Below are 22,040 nucleotides of genomic sequence, written 5' to 3'. Positions count from 1 at the left end.
AGCGGGCCGTTCCGTATTAGCAATCCCTGCTGAGCTGAAGGTAACTCCCCGCAGTATAACTATGATGGCACATTGCCTCTATCGGCACAGATCAAGACTTTGGTAGCTAAGACTGGCTGCTGCAGTTCTTCATATCTGGCGACTATGGCTTACCATCGTCGCGTCCTGTCGCGAGCTTCGTCATGCCAGCATTGTCCAACCGCCTGCGGGTAACCCTGATCGTTGCGCTGATCCTCGTCGGCCTGCTGCTGAGCATGTATTGGGCGGGGCGACTGGCTGAGCAGCGTGCCTGGACCGAACGTGGCCAGGAGGCTCAGGGGCAACTGGAGCTTTACGCACAGGCGATTCACACCCAGGTCGAACGCTTCCGCTCGGTGCCGGCGCTACTGGCGCTGGACAGTGACATCCAGGCGCTGCTCGCCGAACCGGGCAACCGCGCATTGCGCCGCCAGCTCAACCAGCGACTGGAGCAGCAGAATCACGCAGCCGGCTCCTCGGTACTGTACCTGCTGGACCGCAATGGCGAGACCATCGCCGCCAGCAATTGGCGCGACTGGAGCAGTTTCGTTGGCAACAACTACGCCTTCCGCCCGTATTTCCGCGATGCGGTGAGCAACGACAGCGGCCGCTATTTCGCTGTCGGCGTCACCACCGGCATTCCCGGTTACTTCCTTTCCAGTTCGGTGAAAAACGCCGCCGGCGAGGTGCTCGGCGTGCTGGTGGTCAAGCTGGAGTTGGAGGACATGCAGCGCGACTGGGTCGGCCAGCCGGGCATTCTGCTGATCGCTGATTCGCTGGATATCGTCATCCTGACCAACCGCCCGGCTTGGCGCTTCCGCTATCTGCGCCCGCTCAGCGACGAGGTGCGCAGCCGCCTCGTCGATGCCCGGCGCTATGCCGAACAGACGCTGCAGCCATTGCCGAGCAGCCGCGTGCAGCAACTCGCCGAAGGCAGCGAACGTCGCCTGGTGGATGGCCCGGACGGCCGCCGAGAATACCTCTGGCAACGCCTGGCGCTGCCGGAAGACGACTGGACCCTGCACCTGCTGCACGACCCACAGATGGTGGTCGCCAGCGTGCGCAGCTATCGCCTGGCCGCAGCGGGCGTGTGGATGACCCTGGCCTTTCTGCTGCTCTACCTGGCGCAACGCGGCAAGACCCGCCGCGTCGAACAGCGCAGCCGCAACGAGCTGGAGCGCCTGGTGCGCGAGCGCACCCGCGAGCTGCACACCGCCCAGGACGAACTGGTGCATGCGGCGCGCATGGCCGCCCTCGGGCAGATGTCCGCCGCCCTCGCCCACGAGATCAACCAGCCGCTGACCGCATTGCGCATGCAGCTCGCCAGCCTTCGCCTGCTGCTCGACAGCGGCCGCGACGGCGAGGTGCGCGAAGGCCTCGGGCATGTCGAAGGCCTGCTCGAACGCATGGCGGCGCTGACCGGCCACCTGAAGACCTTCGCTCGCAAGAGCCCGGCAGGGCTGCGCCAGCGTCTGAGCCTGGCCGAGGTGCTGGAGCAGGCCCTGCAGCTGCTCTCGCCGCGCATTCGCAGCGAGCAGGTCGAGGTATTCCGCCAGGTACCGGCCGAGGCCGCGGTCAGCGGCGACGCCATCCGCCTCGAGCAGGTGCTGATCAATCTGCTGCACAACGCGCTGGATGCCATGGCCGAGCGCCCGCAGCGACGCCTGCGCATCCTCTGTCAGCTCAACGGTGACCGCTGGCAGCTCAGCGTAGGCGACAACGGCGGCGGTATTGCCAGCGAACATCTGGATCAGGTGTTCGAGCCCTTCTTCACCACCAAACCGGTCGGCCAGGGCCTCGGCCTCGGGCTGGCGGTGTCCTACGGCATCGTGCGTGAGATGGGCGGCGCGCTGGAAGTCAGCAACGACGAGCACGGCGCGGTGTTCACCCTGACGCTGCCGGCTGCCGAAGCGCGCGCCGCCGAGTAAACTGCCGCGACGCGACCGCGAGGAGCAGGCAATGAGCGGGCAGGTAATCTTCATCGACGACGAGGCGGCGATCCGCCAGGCCGTGCAGCAGTGGCTGGAGCTGTCCGGCTTCCAGGTGCGCACCTTCTCCCGCGCCCGCGAGGCGCTGACGGCGCTGGATCGCGACTTTCCCGGGGTGCTGATCAGCGACGTGCGCATGCCCGATCTCGACGGCCTCGGCCTGCTCGAACAGCTGGTGGCGCTGGACGCCGACCTGCCCGTGATCATGGTCACCGGGCACGGCGACGTGCCCATGGCGGTGCAGGCGCTGCGCCAGGGCGCCTACGACTTCATCGAAAAACCCTTCACCCCCGAGCGCCTGCTCGACAGCGTGCGCCGCGCCATGGACAAGCGCCGGCTGGTCTGCGAGAACCGCCAGCTACGCGAGCAGTTCGCCCGCAAGGGGCGCATCGAATCGCAGCTGCTCGGGGTATCACGGGCGATGGTCAATCTGCGCCGGCAGGTGCTGGAGCTGGCCGGCACCGACGTCAACGTGCTGATCCGCGGCGAGACCGGCAGCGGCAAGGAACAGGTCGCGCGCTGCCTACATGACTTCAGCCCGCGCTCCGCAGGCCCCTTCGTGGCGCTGAACTGCGCGGCGATCCCGGAAACCATCTTCGAGAGCGAGCTGTTCGGCCACGAGAGCGGCGCCTTCACCGGCGCCCAGGGCAAGCGCATCGGCCGCATCGAACACGCCGCCGGCGGCACGCTGTTCCTCGACGAGATCGAAAGCATGCCGCTGGCGCAGCAGGTCAAGCTGCTGCGCGTGCTGCAGGAAAAGACCCTGGAGCGGTTAGGTTCGAACCGCAGCATCGAGGTCGATCTGCGGGTGATCAGCGCGGCCAAGCCGGACCTGCTGGAAGAGGTGCGTGGTGGACGCTTCCGCGAGGACTTGCTGTACCGGCTGAACGTCGCCGAGCTGCATATCCCGCCGCTGCGCGAACGCCGCGAAGACATTCCCCTGCTGTTCGAACATTTCGCCAGCCAGGCCGCCCAGCGCCACGGGCGCGCGGCCCCACCGATAACGCCCGGCGAGCTGACGCAACTGCTGGCCCACGACTGGCCGGGCAACGTGCGCGAACTGATCAATGCCGCCGAACGCCATGCACTTGGCCTGACGCCACCGTCCACTGCCAGCAATCCATCCACCACCGCCAGCAGCTCCCTGGCTGACCAAATGGAAGCCTTCGAGGCGCAATGCCTGCACAACGCCCTGCAGCAGTGCAAAGGTAACATCACCGAGGTCATGACCCAGCTGCAGCTGCCGCGCCGCACCCTCAACGAGAAAATGCAGCGCCACGGGCTGAGCCGTAGCGATTATTTGCCGGCCGGTAGTGGCGACACCTGATCACCGCGTCGCTCGCACCGCTTCACTGCCAGCCCCACCGTAGCCCGGCGCCACCTTTGTAGGGTGGGCTTTAGCCCACCAGCACCCGGTGACGCGGCACGACGAAGCGCCAACGAGCACGCTACCGAAGCGCAATTGGTGGGCTGAAGCCCACCCTACGTCTGAGCGCTCACTACATGGGTACGCACACGAAAGCGCGGGGACATCGACTACCACCCCACCAGCGCCCGGTGACGCGGCACGACGAAGCGCCAACGAGCATGCTACCGAAGCGCAATTGGTGGGCTGAAGCCCACCCTACGTCTGACACGTGGGAGCGCTGCGGCGGGAGCGTGGGACCGTTGGATCAACTGCCCAGCTCATCCAGCTGGCGCTGCAGAAAACGCCGTTCCGGCTCCAGCTGAACCAGACGCAGCGCTCTGCCATAGGCCTCCCGTGCCTCATCTCTACGTGCCAGCCGGCTCAGCAGATCGGCTCGGGTGGCATGGCTGAGGTGATAGTCCCGCAGATCACCACGCTCCAGCAGTTTATCCACCAGCAATAGGCCGGCCTCGGGACCATCCCTCATGGCCACTGCGACCGCGCGGTTCAGCTCCACCACCGGCGACGGGCTCAACTGCAGCAGCACATCGTAAAGCCGGACGATCTGCGCCCAGTCGGTCGCCTCGGCACTCGGCGCCTCGGCATGCACAGCGACGATGGCCGCCTGCAGCGCGTAGGGCCCGAATGCACGGCTGGTCAGCGCCAGCTGCACCAACTGCACTCCTTCGGCGATCTGATGCCGGTTCCAAAGGCTACGGTCCTGCTCGTCCAGCCTCACCAGCTCGCCGGCCGGGTCGGTGCGTGCGGCGCGGCGCGAGTCGTGCAGCAGCATCAGCGCCAGCAGTCCCATCGCTTCGGCATTGGGCAGTAGTTCGAGCAACAATCGACCCAGCCGGATCGCCTCGGCGCACAAGTCGGCGCGGGTCAGCTCGGCGCCAGCCGATGCGGTGTAGCCCTCGTTGAACACCAGGTAAACCACCCGTAGCACACTCTCCAGGCGAGCCGGCAGCTCGTCGCGCTCTGGTACCCGATAGGGCAGCTGCGCGTCACGGATCTTCGCCTTGGCGCGCACGATGCGCTGGGCAATGGTGGCCGGTGGAGCGAGAAAGGCGCGGGCGATCTCCTCGGTGGTCAGGTCGCAAACTTCACGCAGGGTCAGCGCCACGCGTCCATCGGCGGGCAGGGCCGGGTGGCAGCAGGTGAAGATCAACCGCAGACGATCGTCTTCCATCTCGTCGACCTCCGCTGCATCCGTAGCCTCTTCCAACTGTTCGGCCAGCAGCCGCAACGAGGCATCGAAGCGCGCCCGACGACGCAGGGCATCGATGGCCTTGAAGCGGCCGGCGGAAACCAACCAGGCACGCGGATTGTCCGGAACGCCATCGCGCGGCCACTGCTGCAAGGCTGCGGCGAAGGCATCGTGCAAGGCCTCTTCGGCGCGATCGAAGTCGCCCAGCAGACGGATCAGCGTGGCCAGCACGCGACGCGATTCGCTGCGGTAGACCGCCTCGACCCGCGCCGCCGTGAAATGTCCGGTCAGCGGCATGCTCAGCGCTGCGGCAGCTGGCGCAACGGCCGGACCTCGACGCAGCCAAGGCTGGCCGGCGGGATCTTCGCCGCGATGGCCTCGGCCTCCTGCTGGTCCGCCGCCTCGATCAGGTAGAAGCCTGCGAGCTGCTCGCGGGTTTCGGCGAAGGGGCCGTCGACCACCGAGGTGACACCATCTCGCACGCGAACCGTGCGTGCGGTGCGCACTGACTGCAGCGGTTCGCCGGCGAGCATGTGGCCGCTGGCACGCAGCTCCTCGGCACAGCTCAGGCAACGCGCAACCAGCGCATGCCACTGCTCATCGGTCATCGCATCCACACGCTGTTCGTCGTAATAGATCAGGCACAGGTAGTTCATGGCGGGGCTCCGTCTGCCGGCAACGCAGCAAAGCTAGCAGCCATTGAGCGACCTCGCCCGATCGCGCGACGAAGACCGCAGGCCAGCCTCAACCGGTCTGTTGCTGCGACGGTGCCTGATCCATGCACACCTGGCCGGTCTGCATGTCGAAGGGCATCGAGAAATGCTCGTGGACCACTTTCCACTCGCCATTGCGCCGACCCCAGACCCGGGTGCCGCGCATCCAGGCGGTCTGCATCTCGCCTTCAGCATTGGGGCCGCCGCAATGGGTCAGCATGCGGCTGCAGGCTAGCTCACCACCGATGTCCACGTGCAGCTCGTGGGTCTCGAAAAAGCCTTCGCCCTGGCAAAACTCGAAGCAGCGCTGCCAATGCTCGCGGTACGCGCTAACGCCCTTGAATTGCAGCGCGCCGACTGCATCGAACGCGACTACGTCGTCGGCGTACTGCGCCATGATCCGGTCGAGATCCTTGGCCACAGTGGCCTGCTCGAAGGTCTCGTGCAGCTGCCGGATGGCGATTTCGCTTTCGCGGGTTTCGCTATTCATGTCCATCTCCTTTCATCTGATTGAACGGGGGTTCACCAGCTAGTCGTTCGGCACATTGTCGAATCGACAAGCGCGCAGCTTTTTTCGGAGATCACGGAGCACAGCTGACCTGTTGAGCTAGACCACAGCGTCAGGCGGCGGCACTTTTCGAAGGCGTGCCAACAGGCGGAATGATGTTGCGAATTATTATTGTTGAAATATGATAGTGGCTCTCAGATGGCACGCACTCGAAAGTCCTCACCGTGCCTTTATCCGCCACAGCCACGCTCAACGCCCGGTCAGGTCCCATGCCCACTCTTAGCTTTCCGCGTAAAACCGCACTGCTGCCCATATGCCTCGCCGCCAGCTTCACGGGTTCGCCGCTCATGGCTCAGGAGAGTCAGCCGACCCAGAACGCTCCGGCGACGAGCCAGGTTTCCGAGCCGGTAGAACTGGAGTCAGTGGAAATCACGGCCAGCGCGGACGCCTCCGCCGACGGCTTGACCCAGCCTTATGCGGGCGAGCAGGTGGCTCGCGGCGGACGAGTCGGCATCCTGGGCAATCAGGACTATATGGAGACACCGTTCACCTCGACGTCGTACACCTCCAAGCTGATTCAAGACCAGCAGGCCCGTAGCGTGTCTGACATCGTGCAGAACGATCCTTCAGTACGTGTGGCGCGGGGCTTCGGCAACATGCAGGAACTGTATGTCGTGCGCGGCTTCCCACTGTATTCCGATGACATTTCCTATAACGGACTCTATGGCCTACTGCCGCGCCAGTATGTGGCGGCAGAGTTCATCGAACGCGCGGAAGTGTTCCGTGGTGCTAGCGCCTTTCTCAATGGCGCCGCACCGGGTGGCACCGGGCTTGGTGGTGCTATTAACCTGCTGCCTAAGCGCGCGCCTAACGAACCACTGACGCGCATGACGTTTGGCGCCAGCTCCGGCGGTCAGGGCACGATTGCCGCCGACCTGGGCCGCCGCTTTGGTGAGCAGAACCAGTTCGGCGTTCGCCTTAATGCAGCCAAGCGCGCCGGCGAGACCGGCGTTGAGGAAGAAGACCAGACGCTGGATATGTTCGCATTGGGTCTGGATTACCAAGGTGACCGTCTACGCTTGTCGGCAGACATCGGCCACCAGTATCACTTCATCGACAATCCACGCCCCAGCGTGACGCCCAACGGCGGCCTGCCCAGCGCTCCAGATGCGGACGATAACTTCGCCCAATCCTGGACCTACTCGAAAGAGAAGCAGACGTTTGGCACCTTCCGCGCCGAATACGACTTTGCCGATGCTGTGACAGGGTGGCTGGCCGCTGGCGTGCGGGAGGGTGAAGAGCAAAATCGCCTGGCCAACCCTCGAGCGACGGCCTCTGGTACCACCACGGCTTCGCGCTTCGACAATTATCGCGAAGACAGCGTATTCACCAGCGAAGCCGGCTTACGCATGCGCCTGCAAACGGGGGCGGTCTCGCATCAGCTCGTGGCGTCGGCGGCGATGTTCAACTCGCGAGAGAAAGGGGCCAATCAGTTCTATGCTCCCGTGATCGGTAACCTCTACGACCCGTTCGATGCGGCACTGCCCACAACCGTTACCTACGATGGGGGAGACCTCTCGGATCCGCATGTTACAGAACGAATCCATACAAAAAGCATGGCTTTAGCCGACACGTTGGGGTTTATGGATGATCGTCTACTGATCACTCTCGGCGCGCGTTGGCAGGGTATTGAGGTCAAGAACTATTCCTCGCAAACCGGTGATCGCAGCGGCCAGTACGATGACCATGAAGTCACTCCCGTTGCGGGAGTTGTGTACAGACTGACCGACGAGCTCTCGGTTTACGCGAACTACATCGAAGGGCTGACTAAAGGCGATACCGCAGCGGCGAGCGCCAATGACCTGCCCGTGCTCAACGCCGGAACCTCGCTAGCACCCTACGTTGCCAAGCAAACCGAAATCGGCCTCAAGTACGACGGCGGCCACCTGGGTGGAAGTATCGCGGTGTTCAACACCGAGCGACCGTTCGGCATCGTAGAAAACCAGGTGTTCCGCGAGGGCGGAGAGCAGCGCAACCGTGGCATAGAGCTATCGATGTTCGGCGAGCCCGTCTACGGCGTGCGCCTGCTGGGTGGCGTGACCCTGCTGGATGCCGAGCAGAAGAAGACCCTCAACGGTGCCAACGACGGCAACGATGCCATCGGCGTTCCTAAGGTGCAGGCCAACCTCGGCGGCGAATGGGACGTGCCAGGTGTGCAGGGGCTAACGCTGACCAGCTTGGTGGTGCATACCGGCAAGCAGTATGCCAGCGCCAGCAACGACCTCCGCCTACCATCGTGGACCCGCCTGGATCTGGGTGCACGCTACAGCATGACCATCGAAGACCGCGACGTTACGCTTCGGGCTGGGCTCGACAATGCAACCGGTCGCGATTATTGGGCCTCCACCGGCGGTTATCCGGGCTCTAACTACCTCGTCCTCGGAGCCCCGCGCACGCTCTCGGTCAGCGCTACGGTCGACTTCTGATGCAGGCAGTCAACCTGCGGCGGTGGGGCTGGGTCCACAAGTGGTCCAGTCTCGTCTCTACGCTGTTCATCCTGATGCTGTGCCTGACCGGCCTGCCGCTGATCTTCTCCCACGAGATCGATCACCTCACCGGCAACGAGATCGAGGCGCCGGCGATGCCCGAGGGCACGCCGCGCGCTGCGGTCGACCGGGTTGCGGCCGAAGCTGTGAAGGCCTACCCCGGTCTGGTGCCGCTGTACTTCTTCGCCGAGGAAGACGCGCCGGATGTCTGGTACGTCAAGCTCGATACCCGGGTCGACACCGATGAAAGCGAATCGACCCTGATCCTCTCCGATGCCCGCACGGCCGAGGTGCTCGGCGCGCCGAACTTCGACGAAGGCTTCATGAGCGTGATGTACCGCCTGCACGTCGACCTTTACGCGGGGCTCGCCGGCAAGCTGTTTCTCGGCTTCATGGGCCTGCTGCTGATGGTGGCGATCGTCTCCGGCGTGGTGCTTTACGCGCCCTTCATGCGCAAGCTGCGCTTCGGCGAGGTGCGCCAGGAACGCACGCCGCGCACCCGCTGGCTGGACCTGCACAACCTGCTCGGCATCGTCACCCTGGTGTGGGCCCTGGCGGTGGGCTTCACCGGAGTGATCAATACCTGGGCGGACCTGATCTTCCAGGCCTGGCAGGCCGAACAGGTCGCCGCGCTGCAAGCCGGTGAAACGCGGGTACTGCTGGCCACCGATGCCAGTGATGCGCCTGCCGCTGATGGCTCCTTGCAGACTGCGGTCGATCGCGTGCTGGCTGCGGCGCCGGACATGGCAGTGTCGATGATTGCCTACCCCGGCACACTGCGCGCCACGCCGGAGCACGTCGCGGTGATCCTGCGCGGCGACACGCCGCTGACTTCCCGCTTGACCCAGGCGCTGCTGGTCGACCCGGCCAATGGCGAGGTGCTCGAAGCCGGCGCCCGGCCCTGGTACGTCACTGCGCTGCAGCTCTCAGAACCCTTGCACTTCGGTGACTACGGCGGCCTGCCGCTGAAGATTCTATGGGGGCTGCTGGATATCCTCACCATCGTCGTGCTGGGCAGCGGCCTGTACCTGTGGATCAAGCGCGGCACGACGGAGGTACGCTCATGATGCGCATCTGGTTGTGGCCGGTGCTGATCGGCGTGCTGTCCATGCTCGGGCTGATCGCCGGGCTGGTGTCCGAAGGCGCGGGCGATTGGCTGAGCTGGCTGGCCCTGGCGGCGCCCGTCGCCATCGGCCTGCATGGCTTGTCGCGCAGCGGCGCCCGCCCCCAGGCACGCGGCGAGGCCCTTACCCCTGCAGGATCTCGGCGAGCTGGTCGAAGCTGAACGGCTTGGGCAGCGAGCGCGCCGGCAGGTTGCTTTCGATACGCCCTTCACCGGAGACGAATACCAGCCGCAGCCATGGCTGGGTTCGCAAGGCCTCGGCGGCGAAGTCGGGGCCTGATCGGCCCGGCAGATTGACGTCCAGCAACAGGTGATCGAAGCGCTGTTCGTGCAGCCCCTGCGCGGCCGCTTCAGCATTCGGATAGCCGCAGGCGCGGTAGCCCAGCTCCTCGACCATCTCACAGGCCAGCACCAGCAGTTGCGGCTGGTCCTCCACCACCATCACCCACTGCTGCTCGACGGGTTTGTCGTCGCTGTGCTGCGTGCCCAGCAACTGGCGCACCTTGCGCGCCAGGTCTTCCTGCCGATAGGGCTTGCTCAGCAGCTCCACGCCCGGATCGAGGCGCCCGCCATGCACGATGGCATTGCGCGTGTAGCCGGAGGTGAACAGCACGGCGATATCCGGCAGCAACACGCGAGCCTGGCGCGCCAGTTCGGTGCTGCTGAGCGGCCCCGGCATGACCACATCGGTGAACAGCAGGTCGATGGAAAGGCCGCTCTGCAGGATGCTCAGGGCGCTCTGCGCATCGTTGGCGCGCAGCACCGAATAGCCGAGGCCGGTGAGCAGCTCGATCACCGTGGCCTGCACCGGCAGATCGTCCTCGACCACCAGGATGGTTTCGCTGCCGCCCACCACCGGCCCGACGGTGGATGGCTGCGCCTGTACCTCGGGTTGCTCGGTGCGCGGCAGGTAGAGCTTCACGCTCGTGCCGGCACCCGGTTCGCTGTACAGGCGGATATGCCCGCCGCTCTGCTTGGCGAAGCCGTAGGCCATGCTCAGCCCCAGCCCGGTGCCCTGCCCTTCTGGCTTGGTGGTGAAGAACGGTTCGAAGGCCTGTTCGATAATGTTGGCGGGCATGCCAACGCCTGTGTCCGACACCGCCAGCAACACGTATTGCCCTGGCGCGACGTCGATCTGGGTACCGGTGTAGTGCTCGTCGAGCATGGCGTTGCCCAGCTCCAGGGTGAGCTTGCCCCCATCAGGCATGGCATCGCGGGCATTGATCGCCAGGTTCAGCACCACCTGTTCGAGCTGGTTCGGGTCGACCATCGTCGTCCACAGCCCGCCAGCCACCACGGTTTCGATTTCGATGCGCTCGCCCAACGCCTGGCGCAGCAGCTCGTCGAGGTCGCGCAAAAGCCGGCTAAGGTTGGTCGGCTGCGGGCGCAGCGGCTGCCGACGGGCGAAGGCCAGCAGTTGCCGCGCCAGCTTGGCACCGCGCTCGACGGCGGAGCTGGCCGCATCGACCCGCTTCGCCGCGCCACGGTTGGCCTCCACCAGCGGCTGCAGCAATTGCAGATTACCGGCGATCACCTGCAGCACGTTGTTGAAGTCGTGTGCCACGCCGCCGGTGAGCTTGCCGATGGCCTCGAGCTTCTGCGACTGATACAGCGCCTGGCGGCTGAGTTCCAGCTCGCGGGTGCGCTCCTCGACCAGCTCCTGCAGCTGCTCGCTGGAGCGCTGCAGCGCCTGCTGCGCCAGCACCTGGGCGGTGACATCATGGCCCTGGCAAAAGATGCCGCTGACCTGCTCGTCCTCGCTGAACACCGGCTGGAAAATGAAATTCACATAGTGACGCTCGGCCTTACCGCCGGCCTGCGGGCGCACGCGCACGGCGATGTCGCGGCCGATATAGGGCCGCCCGGTGACATAGACCTGCTGTAGCAAGTCAGAGAGCGCGCGGCTTTCCAGTTGCGGAAACGCCTTGAGCGCCGGACGCCCGAGCAGCTCGCGGGCGCCGACCAGCTGGTGGAAGGCGCGATTGGCGATCTTCAGCTCGTGCTGCGGCCCTTCGGTGATGGCGATGAAGCCCGGCGCCTGGTCGAAAAGCCGTTGCAGGTGGGCGCGCTCCTCGCTGAGCTGACGACCATGCAGCTCGTTGGCGCGACGCTCCGCGACCAGCGCCGAGACATCGCGCAAGGTCAGTGCCGCGCCCACCACTGCGCCATCCGCAGAACACACGGCGGCGACGACGATCTCCAGCGTTCGCCCGTTATCCGCGTCTTCATGCTGCAGGGTCAGCGTCGTGTCGCAATCCTGGACCTGCGCCAGGGCCTGGCCCAGCTCGTCGCTCCAGAACGGCAGCCCGCTCGCCGCACGGCGTAGCACCTCGCCACGGCCCAGGCCGAACAGCTCAGCGGCACCGGCGCTCCAGTAGAGCACCGCCCCGGCGCGGTCGAGACCGACGATGGCGTCGCGTGCCGCGTCGATGAAATGATGCAGATAGAGCTCTGCCGTGGGTGACGAACGCTTGCTCAACTGGCCGCCATCGACCATCGCGTTGGCCTGCGCCAACGTGGTGCGCAGGCGCGCCCGCCGCCGCACGCTGGCCAAGGCCTGATCAAGCTGCGCCAGCGCGCTGGAGCCGAGGGTGACGATCGACCAGTGAGGCCCGAGCAACGGCGCCGGGCCCAGCTCGCGGTGCAGCGAGTCGACGCCCGCCTCATCGCTGAGGAACAGCAACTGGGTGGCCTTCCAGCGACTGCGCAGCTGCCGGGCCTGCGCCACCGGGCGTTGCAGACCGGGCGCCAGCAGCACCAGCGCCGGCTCGTTCTCATCGGGCAGCAACGCGCCTGGATCAAGGCTGCGCACCTGCAGACCGTGGGCGGCCGCCCAGCTGTCGATCTGCTCGCGCAACGCGGCATCGCCTGCCTCCAGCAGCGCGATCTGATCGAGCAGCAGCTCGCTCATAGCAGCGGCAGCCCCAGCAGGCTGCGACCGGTCCAGAGCTTGAGCAGGCCGGTGGTGGGGGTCATCACGTGCGCGGCCCGCGCGTCACGCAGCAGACGGGCGACACGACTGTTCTCGCGATAGGCCGCGCCGCCGCAGAGGGTCATCGCCTCGTTGGCCAGACGCACTGCGGTCTCCGCCGCATCGGCCTTGCACGCCAGGATGAACGACAACGCCTCGGGGTGGGCGCCATCGCCCCGGCGTGCGGCTTCGCGCACCAGCGCGCGGGTCTTGACCAGCTCGGTCCAGAGTTCGCCATAGCGGATCTGCAGGCTTTCCACATCCCGCAGCGACTCGCCGGAATGGCTGTAATGCCGCGAGCGCAGATGCAGGCTCGCCTCGTCCAGCGCCGCCTGGGCAACGCCCAGATAGGTGCCGGCCATGGCCATGAGGAAGAACGGCGCGACCACCTCGAACACGTACCAGACCTGATCGCCCGGCTCGCCGAGCAGATTGCTCGCCGGCACCCGGACGCGATCGAGCTGCAGCGGCCGCGAGGAATTGCCACGCATGCCAAAGCCGGCCCAGGGCTCGAGCCAGTGCATGCCGGCACTGCCCTGATCGACGATCAGGCAGCTGAAATCCCCCGCCTCGGCGCCCGCCGCGACGGTGGACACGACGTAGGAGTCAGCATGGTCGCCGTTAGTAACGAACTGCTTGGTACCGTCGATCAGGAAATCTTCGCCGTCGGCATCCAGACGGGTTTCCGGCAGGTAGAAATGCGCGCCGGTACCCCGCTCGGAGAGCGCCAGCGTGGTGATGTGCTGTCCCGCGGCGATCTCCCGCAGGTAGTGTTCGCGCTGATGCTCGGTGGCCTTGGCCGCGATCACCGCGGTCGCCACGCAATGCATGCCGTAGCACAGCGCCGACGACGGGCAGGCGCGGGCGATGGTTTCGGTAATCACGCACAAGCCCAGCAGCCCCTGCCCCAGGCCGCCCAGTTCGCTTGGCACCTGCAGCCCGAGCAGCCCGGCGTCGCCAAGTGCTCGCAGCGAATGGGCGGGCCAGCGGCAGTTGGCATCGACCTCGGCCGCCAGCGGCGCAATGACGGTTTCAGCCAGATCGGCGGCGACGTTTTGCAATTCGACGAGCTGAACGGGTAGCAAGTGGTCCATGAATCTTCCTGAATTCGCGGGTGGCTGGCGTCCGCCCAGGTGCATATCAGACCCTGACAGTCGGGTATTGTTCGAACAACGTCTTCGGGAGCGTTGGCCGCCCACGGTGGTCATAGTGGCATGACATCAATGACCACGCGCAAACGCCCCGTACTGCTTCGCCTCGCTCTCGCTCTGCTGATCGGCGCGACGCTGTCTGCCGGCGCGCGAGCTGAGACCGACGACATGCACATCCTGATCGGCAGCTACACGCACGACAGCGACAGCCCGGGCGTTCTGCGCCTGCGCTTCGATCCGGCGAAAGGTCGGATCGACCCGCAACCGCTGCAGACCCTCGCCAGCCACAATCCCTCCTGGCTGGTGCTGGACGAGCAGCGCGGGCGCCTCTATGCCACCAACGAGAACAGCCCAACGCACGCCGACCCGGTCGGTCGTGTCAGCGCCTGGCAACTCGACAGCAGCGGCGAGCACCAGCTGATCGGGCAGAACATCAGCCTGGGCGACGAACCGACCCATGCCAGCCTCAGCCATGACGGGCGCTACCTGTTCATCAGCAATTACGGGGCGCGACCGAACCCGGGCGGCAGCCTGGCGGTGATACCGCTGGCCGAGGATGGCCGGCCACTGCCGGTCACGCAGCTTCTCGCGCATCAGTCGAGCGGCGTGCACCCCGAGAGGCAGCAGGCGGCGCATGTGCACTCCGCCGTACCGAGCCCGGACGACAAGCGCCTGCTGGTCAGCGACCTGGGCGCCGATCAGGTATTCGTCTACCGCTACGACCCGCGCAATGCCGAACGTCCCCTGCAACCCGACGAACCCGCCAGCATTGAGCTGCCAGCGGGCAGCGGCCCGCGCCATCTGGTCTTCCACCCCAATGGCAAGCACGCCTATCTCGCCCTCGAGCTAAGCGCCCAAGTGGCGAGCTTCGACTACACGGACGGCACCCTGATCCGCCGGCAACTGCTGGACCTGAAGGATGCCGCTAGCGAGGTGCGTCATTCACCGGGGGCGATCCACACCTCGGCCGATGGCCGTTTCCTCTATGTCAGCGACCGCGGCGACTACAACCACATCATCGTCTTCGCTATCGACAGCGACGGCGCCCTGCGGGAAATCCAGCGCCGCCCGAGCGAAGGTCGCGAACCACGGGAGTTCGCCATTTCACCCGACGGGCGCTTCATACTCGTGGCCAACCAGCTGAGCGACAGCCTCGTGGTGATTGGTCGTGATCCGAACAGCGGAAAACTCGGCGATAAGCTGCAAACGCTGCTTGTCGAGCGCCCGTCCGATATCAAGTTTCTACAGTAGGGCAAGCCCCCTCCCATGGGGCAAGCCCTAGAAAGGCGGTCGTGCGGGCTTTGAATCAGGGGCACGCTCAGGACAACATGCTGACCACGGCGAACCGGCTGATATTGGCTTGCGCCACTACCGTCTGGGTGACGGCGGCATAGCTGGATGGGCTGCGCTGCATGAGATTGAACACCGAGTGCGAAAAGTCCTTGGCCCACTGCTGCTCGTCGACATCGGCTTGCCGCGCCAGGAATTCTCGAATCTCGCGCTGCCGCTGACCGAGCTGTTCGCGCAGTGCACCGACCTTTTCCAACCCCGCGACTACCGTATCGAGCATGCGTCGTAATTCGCGCAGCGAGTCCAGCGGCGGGTCCTCGGGGAAGCGCAGCAGCTGCTCTTCGCTGCTCTGCACACGCTGATACCGGCCTTTGGCGAAAAGCTTGTCTTCACCCTGCACGGCCAACTGATCCTTGAGCTGCTGCCAGTCGCTCTCACGGGCAGAGAATTTGAGCCGACCGCTGTCATCAAGCTCGGCACGAATGCCGGCCTGGCCCAGGCTGCCGTTGAAGCGCCGCAGTATCTGCTCGTCGCCCATGTCGTCGTCCAGCACCACGGCCACCGGTTCAGCCAGCTGCCGACCGCCACTGAAAAGCAGCGTTTCGCGCCCGGACTGGCGGATCGCCTCCAGCGACTCGAGCCCCTGCAGACTGAAACGGCTGCGCACCGGCTCGCTCAGACGCAGCTTCAGCGTGGCATCCAGGGAATTAGCCGAACGCTTGCTCCGCTCGCGAAGCAACTGCTCGACTTCCTGCATGGCGTGACGAATCGCGTCCGGGCCGCTGCTTGACGTCGGCGAGCTGATTTCGCGACTGAGGCTCAGCTTGAGCTGCGAGAGCCGGCTGTGCAGGTCGTTCAGATAACTTTCCGCCGACTGCATGGAGGACAGCTGCTGGTTGAGTTGCAAGCTGAAGCTGGTGCTTTTCTTGGTGCCAGCTTCGGCATGCAAGGCATCGCCCACCACGGGCGCTCGCCGCGACACCGCAGGCGCGTCCGGCACCAGCGTCTGGCGGCGCTCCTGGGGGTTGATCGCGGAAACAGCGGGTAGCTGCTTACCAATTTTCATTCATGCTTCCTCGCCTCAGAGCATCCCGAACAGGGACAGGCCGTTGATCTTCAGATAAGTCTTTTGGGTGGCCTGTAGCGACAGCTGATAGTTGTTCAGGTCAATGCTGGCACCGGCGTAATCCAGCCGTGACAACTCACCGTCGATCTTCTGATTAACCAGCGAGACATCCTCATTGCTGCTACTGAGCAACATCAGCGTGTTCTGTCGCCCGCCCAGATCGGTGACCGCGCCGAGCAGGTTGCTCTGAGTGGTGTCCAGTTTGTCCATGGTCGCCGTGATCTGTGCGCGCACTGCCGGATCGGTGGAATCCAGCGCCGGATCCTTGAGCACCTGCACCAGCGCGCGCAGCTCGTTGAGCATGCCCACATCAGCGCCGAATATCTGCGACGCGGTGACGTTCTCCTCCACCAGCACGCCATTGGCCACTGCCGCCTGGCGATGCTGGTCGTTGCCCTGCAACACGTAGGCGCCACCGACGAGTGCGACCGCCGGCTGGTTGGAGCGAGTGCCGGAGAACAGATAGCGGCCTTCCTCGTCACGCACGTTGGCGAAGCTCAGCACGGTGTTTTCCAGCGATTCCAGCTCGTTGGCGATGGCTGAGAGGTCCTTATCGGTGTTGCTGCCATTGCCGGCCCACAACAGCAAATCGCGAATGCTCAGCATGCTGTCGGAGGCCGCTTTTAGATTGGCCTCCTGCTTGGACAGGTTGCCGGAAACATTGGCGATGTTGGTGCGGTACTGCGTGAGGCTCGCCTCCTCGCGCTGGATACGCAATACACGGACCGCGGAGATCGGGTCGTCGGATGGCACCAGCATGCGCTCGCCGCTGGCCATCTGCTGCATCAGCTTGCCGAGCTTCTCGGAGCTGTTGTTCAGCGAGCCGTGCATCATCGCGGTGATCTGGGCGTTGGAAATGCGCATGGTGTCTTCTCGTCAGTCGAATCGGGCGGCGGGTGCTCAGAACATCGCCAGTACGGCGTTGAACAGATCGTTGGAAGTGCTGATGACTTTCATGTTGGCCTGGTAGGCCTGCTCGTAGGCCATGAGGTTGACGGCTTCCTCGTCCAGGTTCACCGCACTGACGCTGTCGCGCTGAGCCTGGGCCTGCTCGGCGACGACCGTGGCGGCGGCCAAATCGGCCTTGTTCTGCCGACTGGCGCTACCCACGCGGCCAACCAGACCGGCGTAGGCGTCATTGAGCGGAACGTCGCTGCCAGCCACGTTGACCTTGGCCGACTTTAGCTCCAGCAGCGCCAGCAGGTTCTCGTTGTTGCCGACTTCGCCGGTACCGCTCTGGCCGGCGGAGGAGAAGGCCAGCTGTTCCGGGCTCAGTGTGGTCACCGCGAGCAAGCCGCTGGTGCTACCGGGGGTGTAAACGAACAGCTGCTGGCCCGGATTGCCATTCAGATCGAAGCCTCCGGCCAGGGTATCGTTGACCATCTGGGCAAGGGCCGCGGCCATATCGTGCAAGTCCGCCTGGGCGGGGCGCAGCGCACCGTATTCCATGTCGTAGAGCGCGCCCAGCGAGCCTCCAAGACCCTGTTGCACCAGGGGGAAAGAGGTCTTGGCGAACACCAGGGTCAGTTCCTGCTCACCGGCCAGGTTCTGCTCAACCCGCAACTGGCCGGCCGTGGTGCCCGCGACTAGCGGCTGCCCATTGGCCAGCGATACGGTCAGGGTGCCGTCGGCCACTTCCTGAACGCGGATGCCGGCGTACTGGCTGAGGTCCTTGATCAGGTTCTCGCGGTAGTCGCGCAGCGTGGCGGTATCGCGCCCAGCCGATTCCATTTTCAGGATCTCGGCATTCAGCTCGGCGATGTTGCCGGACAGTCCGTTGATCTCACTGACCATCGCCACCCGTTGGCCCTGGAGGGCATTGAGCTGGGTGCCGATGTTGCCGTTCAGGCCGTTGAAGCGCTGCGCCAGTTGCTTGGCCTCGCCAGTGATCTGCTGACGCAACGCGATGGACTCGGGGGTCGAGCTGGCTTCGCTGAGCGCGGCGAAGAAGTTGTCCAGGCCAACGCTGACACTGGAGCCTTCACTGTGGATCAGGCCTTCCAGCGCCGTCAGATACTGCTGGCTGGTGCCGTAATAATTCTTGTCGGTGCTGGCGCGCCAGAGCTGCTGATTCTGGAAATCGTTGGACAGCCGACGAATACTGCTGACCTGCACGCCACCGCCGATGCTGGTCGCGGTCTGGCCGGCAACCGAATGCTGCTCGGGGGCCAGACGGCTGAACCCGGGGGTTTTGACGTTGGCGATGTTCTGCCCGGTCGCCGTCAGGGCGATCTGGGAAGCACGCACACCGCTGTAGCCAATCTGACTCAAGATACTCACGACAGGACTTCCTTCGACTCGATCCGGATCGGTTGCGCGAACGCCACCGATAGATGACGGGCGACAACCGGCTGCTGTCTATTCAAGGCGACCGCAGCGGGCGTGGTATTAAGCGTCGCTGATAATGGCTGCACAGCGCTGAATCCCTTGCCCTGCGTAATCGCCAGCGGTTGCGCCTGGCCCAGGCGTTCGGATGCTGCCAGGCTGACCTGCACTACCTGTGGCCAGCGCGCTGGCTGCGACGGAAGCGCGGCCTGTGGTGCATGCTCCTGGCTGTTGGCGGCCTGCAGATCCTTGAGGATGTTGCGCGTGTAGTTGCGGGTTTCCTGATAGGGAATCTTCTGTATCCAACTAGCCGCATCGATTTCGCCACGACGCGGATCACCGTGGCTCTTCAGCCACTCGTCGACCTTGCCGGGACCGGCGTTGTAGGCCGCCAATGCCAGTGCCTGGTGACCGTCGTAGCGATCAAGCATTTTGTTCAGGTAAGCGCTGCCGAGGCGCTTGTTGTACTCGGCATCGCTGGTCAGGCGCGCTTCATCGAAAGGCAGGCCGAGTTCGGCGGCCATGTCGCGGGCGGTACCGGGCATCAGCTGCATCAGGCCACGAGCGCCCTTGGGCGAGACAGCCGCCACGTTGCCGCTGGATTCGTGCTTGATGACGCTATCCACCAGTGCCCGAAAACCGGCCTTGCCCGCCGCCCAGGCGCTGTCCAGGGCATCGACGCCGCGCTGCCAGGTACCACGCAGGGCATGCTGGCCAACCGACTGCGTGCTCGCGCCCGTCGCCAGACCGAGCGCTGCAGGCGCGGGCGCGGTGCCGTCCAGCCCACCGGAGAGCTGCTGCACCAGCATGTCGGCAATCCCGGTCTGACGCTTGCCGGCCAGGGTCTCGGCGAGCACCTCGTCGTAGAAGTCGCGCATGGTGTCCAGTTCACGGCTGCGCGTCGGGTTGCCGGCCGATAACACGTCACCAGCCTTGCGCATCTGCTTGAGAATCTGCTGCAGGAACATGGCCTCGAACTGCTCGGCAACCATCTCCAGTTGCTGACGGCGCGCCGCCGTCGGGCCATCGGGGCGCGAGCGCATGACGTTGATGTGTTGCGGTAGGGAAACGATGCTCATGGCTGGCCTTACATCACGATCAGTTCGGCGTTCAGGGCGCCGGCACGTTCCAGCGACTGCAGAATGCTCATCACATCATCCGGCGTGGCACCCAGACTGTTGATGGTGTTGATGATGCTTTCCAGGCTGGCACCTTCGGGCCACTTGAACATCGCATTGCGATCCTGCTCGACTGCGACATCAGACTGCGGCACCACGGCGGTCTGGCCCTGGGAGAAAGGCCCTGGCTGACTGACCTGCGGCCGCTCACTGATGGTCACGGTGAGCGAACCGTGCGCCACTGCCGCGGCCTTCACGCGCACACCTTCTCCCACCACCACGGTGCCGGTGCGGCTGTTGAACACCACCTTCGGCCGCACGCGGCCTTCTTCCACTTCCAGGCGTTCGAGCATGGCCATGAAGCTCATGCGCTGGTTGCTCGAAACCGGCGCGCGCAGCGACACCTTGGTGGCGTTGAGCGCCGTTGCGGTGCCTTTGCCGAAGAAGGCGTCCACTGCATCGACCACGCGGCTGACGGTCTGGAAGCTCGGCTGGCGAACGTTGAGCATGACTTCGGCCCGCTCGGTGAAATCGGTAGGGATTGTCCGTTCCACGGTCGCACCGTTGGGAATCAAGCCACTGTTGGAGGTATTGATGGCGACCTTGGAGCCGCTGGCGCCCTCGGCATTCACCCCGCCGACAACCAGCGCGCCCTGGGCCACGGCATAGATTTCGCCGTCGACGCCCTGCAGCGGGGTCATCAGCAGCTGGCCCCCGCGCAGGCTCTTGGCGTCGCCCAGTGACGATACGGTGACATCGACGCTCTGCCCCGGACTGTAGGACGGCGGCACCGTAGCGGTGACGGTCACGGCGGCGACATTCTTCAGCTTCGGGTCGACATTGGCCGGCAGGTTGATGCCGAACTGCTTGATCATGTTGGTTACCGAGTGACTGGTGAACTTCACCTGATTCTTGTCACCAGTGCCATCGAGGCCAACCACCAGACCATAGCCGATCAGCTGGTTGCCGCGGATGCCCTCGATATCCACCAGGTCCATCAGCGGTATGGCCTGTGCCGGCAATTGCCAGCACAGCGCAACGGCGGCGAAAAACAGCTTCACGGATTGCATGGGTCAGCTCGCTTAAAGAGGGAACAGCGGTGACGCGAAGAAACGCGTCAGCCAGCCGGCCGAATTGCTGTCGTTGAGCACACCGCGGCCAGCGTAGGAAATCTTGGCGTTGGCCACGCTTTGCGAGGACACCTGGTTGTAGCGGTTGATGTCGTCGATGCGCACCAGCCCCGTCAGGCGGATGTACTCGTCCCCCTGGTTCAGGCGCAGGGCCTTCTCGCCCTTGATCAGCAAAGTCCCGTTCGGCAGCACGCGGTGCACGCTGACGGCGATGGAGCCGCGCAGGGTGTTCTGCTGCGAGCTCTTGGCTGAGCCTTTGAAGTCGCGCTCGCCAGAGGCCGAGGTCTCCACGTCCGGGTAGGTTTTTCCCAGAATGGTCGGCACGCCGATTCCGACGCTCGATTCCTTGCCGAAGCTGGTACCGGCGCTCTTGCTCGACTGGGTGGATTCGTCGAGCACTACGGTGAGGATGTCGCCGACCCGTACCGCACGTCTGTCGCTGATCAGCGAGCCGCTGTAGCCGGAGCGGAACAGGCCGCCACCGGTGGTCGGCGGCAGGCTGTAGTCCAGCTCCAGTGGCTCGTATTCGCTGGAGTCCTCGTCGGGCAACATCTCGTTGAAGCTGGCGCAGCCGCTGAGCAACAGGAACGCGAACAGGAGGGTGATCGGCTTCATCGGCATCACACGGTCTGGTTGAGGAACTGCTGCATGCCGCTGGCAGCGTCGAGCACCTTGGCATTGGCCTCGTAGGCGCGCTGGATGGCGATCATCGCCACCATGGCCTCCACTACCTGCACGTTGGAGCCTTCCAGCACGCCCTGCTTGAGCTGGCCTAGGCCTTCCTCGCCTGGTACACCTTCCACCGGCTCGCCGCTGGCGACCGTCTCGCGATACAGATTGCCACCTAGCGCTTCCAGACCACCCGGGTTGGTGAAGTTGACCAGAGTGATCTGGCCCAGCTCCGATGGCAGGTTGTCGCCCGCCAGCACCGCCGTGACGATGCCGTCGCTGCCGACAGTGAAGCCGGTGCTACCTTCGGGCACTTCGATCGCCGGGTTCAGCGGCAAGCCCTGCGCGTTGACCATCATGCCTTCGGCGTTGAGCTGAAACTGGCCGTTCTCGGTGTAGAAGATGTCACCGTTGGGCGACTCGACCTGAAAGAAGCCGCGGCCGACGATGGCCAGATCCATCGGCTGGCCAGTGGTCTGGATGCTGCCTTCGGTGAATACCTTCTGCGTACCGGCGACACGCACGCCGCTGCCCAGCTGGATGCCGGACGGCACGGTGTTGATTTCGTCGGCCTGGGCGCCCGGCTGCTTCTCGATGACGTAGAACAGGTCTTCGAAAACCGCGCGGTCGCTCTTGAAGCCGTTGGTGTTGACGTTGGCCAGGTTGTTGGCGACTGTGGCCATGGCCTTGTCCTGGGCGGCCAGGCCGGTCTTGCTGACCCAAAGTGCGGAATTCATGCGTTATCT

General features: G+C 64.9%; 18 protein-coding genes. 6 read left to right on the top strand and 12 right to left on the bottom strand.

Translation table 11 applies throughout. The features are described from left to right. The first annotated feature begins 182 nt into the window (after positions 1 to 182). Positions 183 to 1,946, top strand: a complete 1,764-nt coding sequence (locus tag CXK91_RS07860) for a sensor histidine kinase (protein WP_103455620.1) — start codon at positions 183 to 185, stop codon at positions 1,944 to 1,946. Positions 1,947 to 1,977: 31 nt separating this feature from the next. Further along, entirely contained in the window at positions 1,978 to 3,333 is a 1,356-nt protein-coding gene (locus CXK91_RS07855) for a sigma-54-dependent transcriptional regulator (protein WP_103455619.1), read from the top strand. A 346-nt stretch (positions 3,334 to 3,679) separates the two neighbouring features. Here CXK91_RS07855 and CXK91_RS07850 read toward each other — a convergent pair whose 3' ends face one another. The 3 genes from CXK91_RS07850 to CXK91_RS07840 form a co-directional block, all read right to left on the bottom strand. Then, positions 3,680 to 4,921: an RNA polymerase sigma factor gene (locus CXK91_RS07850; RefSeq protein WP_103455618.1), complete on the bottom strand. Its 1,242-nt coding sequence runs from the start codon at positions 4,919 to 4,921 to the stop codon at positions 3,680 to 3,682. Between the two features lie 2 nt (positions 4,922 to 4,923). Beyond that, the gene (locus CXK91_RS07845) at positions 4,924 to 5,280 is read right to left on the bottom strand and encodes a YciI family protein (protein ID WP_003284109.1); all 357 of its coding nucleotides are present in this window, start codon (positions 5,278 to 5,280) and stop codon (positions 4,924 to 4,926) included. A gap of 88 nt (positions 5,281 to 5,368) precedes the next feature. Further along, positions 5,369 to 5,827: a YybH family protein gene (locus CXK91_RS07840; RefSeq protein ID WP_103455617.1), complete on the bottom strand. Its 459-nt coding sequence runs from the start codon at positions 5,825 to 5,827 to the stop codon at positions 5,369 to 5,371. Positions 5,828 to 6,114: 287 nt separating this feature from the next. On the opposite strand from CXK91_RS07840, the gene CXK91_RS07835 reads away from it, so the two are divergent. Genes CXK91_RS07835 through CXK91_RS07825 form a run of 3 tightly spaced genes read left to right on the top strand, consistent with a single transcriptional unit; the run spans position 6,115 to position 9,676 of the window. Beyond that, on the top strand, positions 6,115 to 8,331 hold the full coding sequence (locus tag CXK91_RS07835; protein WP_103455616.1) for a TonB-dependent receptor: 2,217 nt from the start codon (positions 6,115 to 6,117) through the stop codon (positions 8,329 to 8,331). Continuing rightward, positions 8,331 to 9,458, top strand: a complete 1,128-nt coding sequence (locus CXK91_RS07830; RefSeq protein ID WP_103455615.1) for a PepSY-associated TM helix domain-containing protein — start codon at positions 8,331 to 8,333, stop codon at positions 9,456 to 9,458. The genes CXK91_RS07835 and CXK91_RS07830 overlap by 1 nt, the downstream gene beginning before the upstream one ends. Beyond that, the gene (locus CXK91_RS07825) at positions 9,455 to 9,676 is read left to right on the top strand and encodes a hypothetical protein (RefSeq protein ID WP_044314010.1); all 222 of its coding nucleotides are present in this window, start codon (positions 9,455 to 9,457) and stop codon (positions 9,674 to 9,676) included. Before CXK91_RS07830 ends, CXK91_RS07825 begins: the two co-directional genes overlap by 4 nt. Here the strand turns inward: CXK91_RS07825 and CXK91_RS07820 are convergent. Then, positions 9,639 to 12,425 carry a response regulator gene (locus tag CXK91_RS07820; RefSeq protein ID WP_103455614.1) on the bottom strand — a complete coding sequence of 929 codons (2,787 nt, stop codon included), beginning with the start codon at positions 12,423 to 12,425 and terminating at the stop codon, positions 9,639 to 9,641. The genes CXK91_RS07825 and CXK91_RS07820 overlap by 38 nt on opposite strands. Continuing rightward, entirely contained in the window at positions 12,422 to 13,579 is a 1,158-nt protein-coding gene (locus tag CXK91_RS07815; protein WP_103455613.1) for an acyl-CoA dehydrogenase family protein, read from the bottom strand. Before CXK91_RS07815 ends, CXK91_RS07820 begins: the two co-directional genes overlap by 4 nt. A 129-nt stretch (positions 13,580 to 13,708) precedes the next feature. Here CXK91_RS07815 and CXK91_RS07810 point away from each other — a divergent pair, with 129 nt between their 5' ends. Next, entirely contained in the window at positions 13,709 to 14,887 is a 1,179-nt protein-coding gene (locus CXK91_RS07810; protein WP_103455612.1) for a lactonase family protein, read from the top strand. 67 nt (positions 14,888 to 14,954) lie between these two features. Here CXK91_RS07810 and CXK91_RS07805 read toward each other — a convergent pair whose 3' ends face one another. The 7 genes from CXK91_RS07805 to flgG are packed head-to-tail and all read right to left on the bottom strand — an operon-like array spanning position 14,955 to position 22,031. Then, positions 14,955 to 15,992, bottom strand: coding sequence for a hypothetical protein (locus CXK91_RS07805; RefSeq protein ID WP_103455611.1), 1,038 nt, complete (start codon positions 15,990 to 15,992; stop codon positions 14,955 to 14,957). A gap of 15 nt (positions 15,993 to 16,007) precedes the next feature. Then, complete coding sequence (gene flgL, locus CXK91_RS07800) at positions 16,008 to 16,916, bottom strand: flagellar hook-associated protein FlgL (RefSeq protein ID WP_103455610.1); 909 nt, start codon at positions 16,914 to 16,916, stop codon at positions 16,008 to 16,010. A gap of 36 nt (positions 16,917 to 16,952) precedes the next feature. After that, the gene (flgK, locus tag CXK91_RS07795; RefSeq protein WP_103455609.1) at positions 16,953 to 18,332 is read right to left on the bottom strand and encodes a flagellar hook-associated protein FlgK; all 1,380 of its coding nucleotides are present in this window, start codon (positions 18,330 to 18,332) and stop codon (positions 16,953 to 16,955) included. Continuing rightward, a complete protein-coding gene (locus CXK91_RS07790; protein ID WP_103455608.1) occupies positions 18,329 to 19,456 on the bottom strand; it encodes a transglycosylase SLT domain-containing protein in 1,128 nt (375 codons plus the stop codon). Before CXK91_RS07790 ends, flgK begins: the two co-directional genes overlap by 4 nt. Before the next feature lie 8 nt (positions 19,457 to 19,464). Continuing rightward, a complete protein-coding gene (locus tag CXK91_RS07785; protein ID WP_103455607.1) occupies positions 19,465 to 20,565 on the bottom strand; it encodes a flagellar basal body P-ring protein FlgI in 1,101 nt (366 codons plus the stop codon). Positions 20,566 to 20,577: 12 nt separating this feature from the next. Beyond that, positions 20,578 to 21,246: a flagellar basal body L-ring protein FlgH gene (gene flgH / locus CXK91_RS07780; RefSeq protein WP_103455606.1), complete on the bottom strand. Its 669-nt coding sequence runs from the start codon at positions 21,244 to 21,246 to the stop codon at positions 20,578 to 20,580. Continuing rightward, positions 21,246 to 22,031 (bottom strand): flagellar basal-body rod protein FlgG, encoded by a 786-nt coding sequence (gene flgG, locus CXK91_RS07775; RefSeq protein ID WP_058063393.1) that lies wholly within the window; start codon positions 22,029 to 22,031, stop codon positions 21,246 to 21,248. The genes flgH and flgG overlap by 1 nt, the downstream gene beginning before the upstream one ends. Between the last annotated feature and the right edge of the window lie 9 nt (positions 22,032 to 22,040).

Source organism: Stutzerimonas stutzeri, assembly GCF_002909485.1.
In the GTDB taxonomy this organism is placed as follows: Bacteria; Pseudomonadota; Gammaproteobacteria; order Pseudomonadales; family Pseudomonadaceae; genus Stutzerimonas; species Stutzerimonas stutzeri_AH.
Note: the sequence above shows the minus strand (reverse complement) of the source record. Positions and strands in the feature narration are given on the sequence as shown.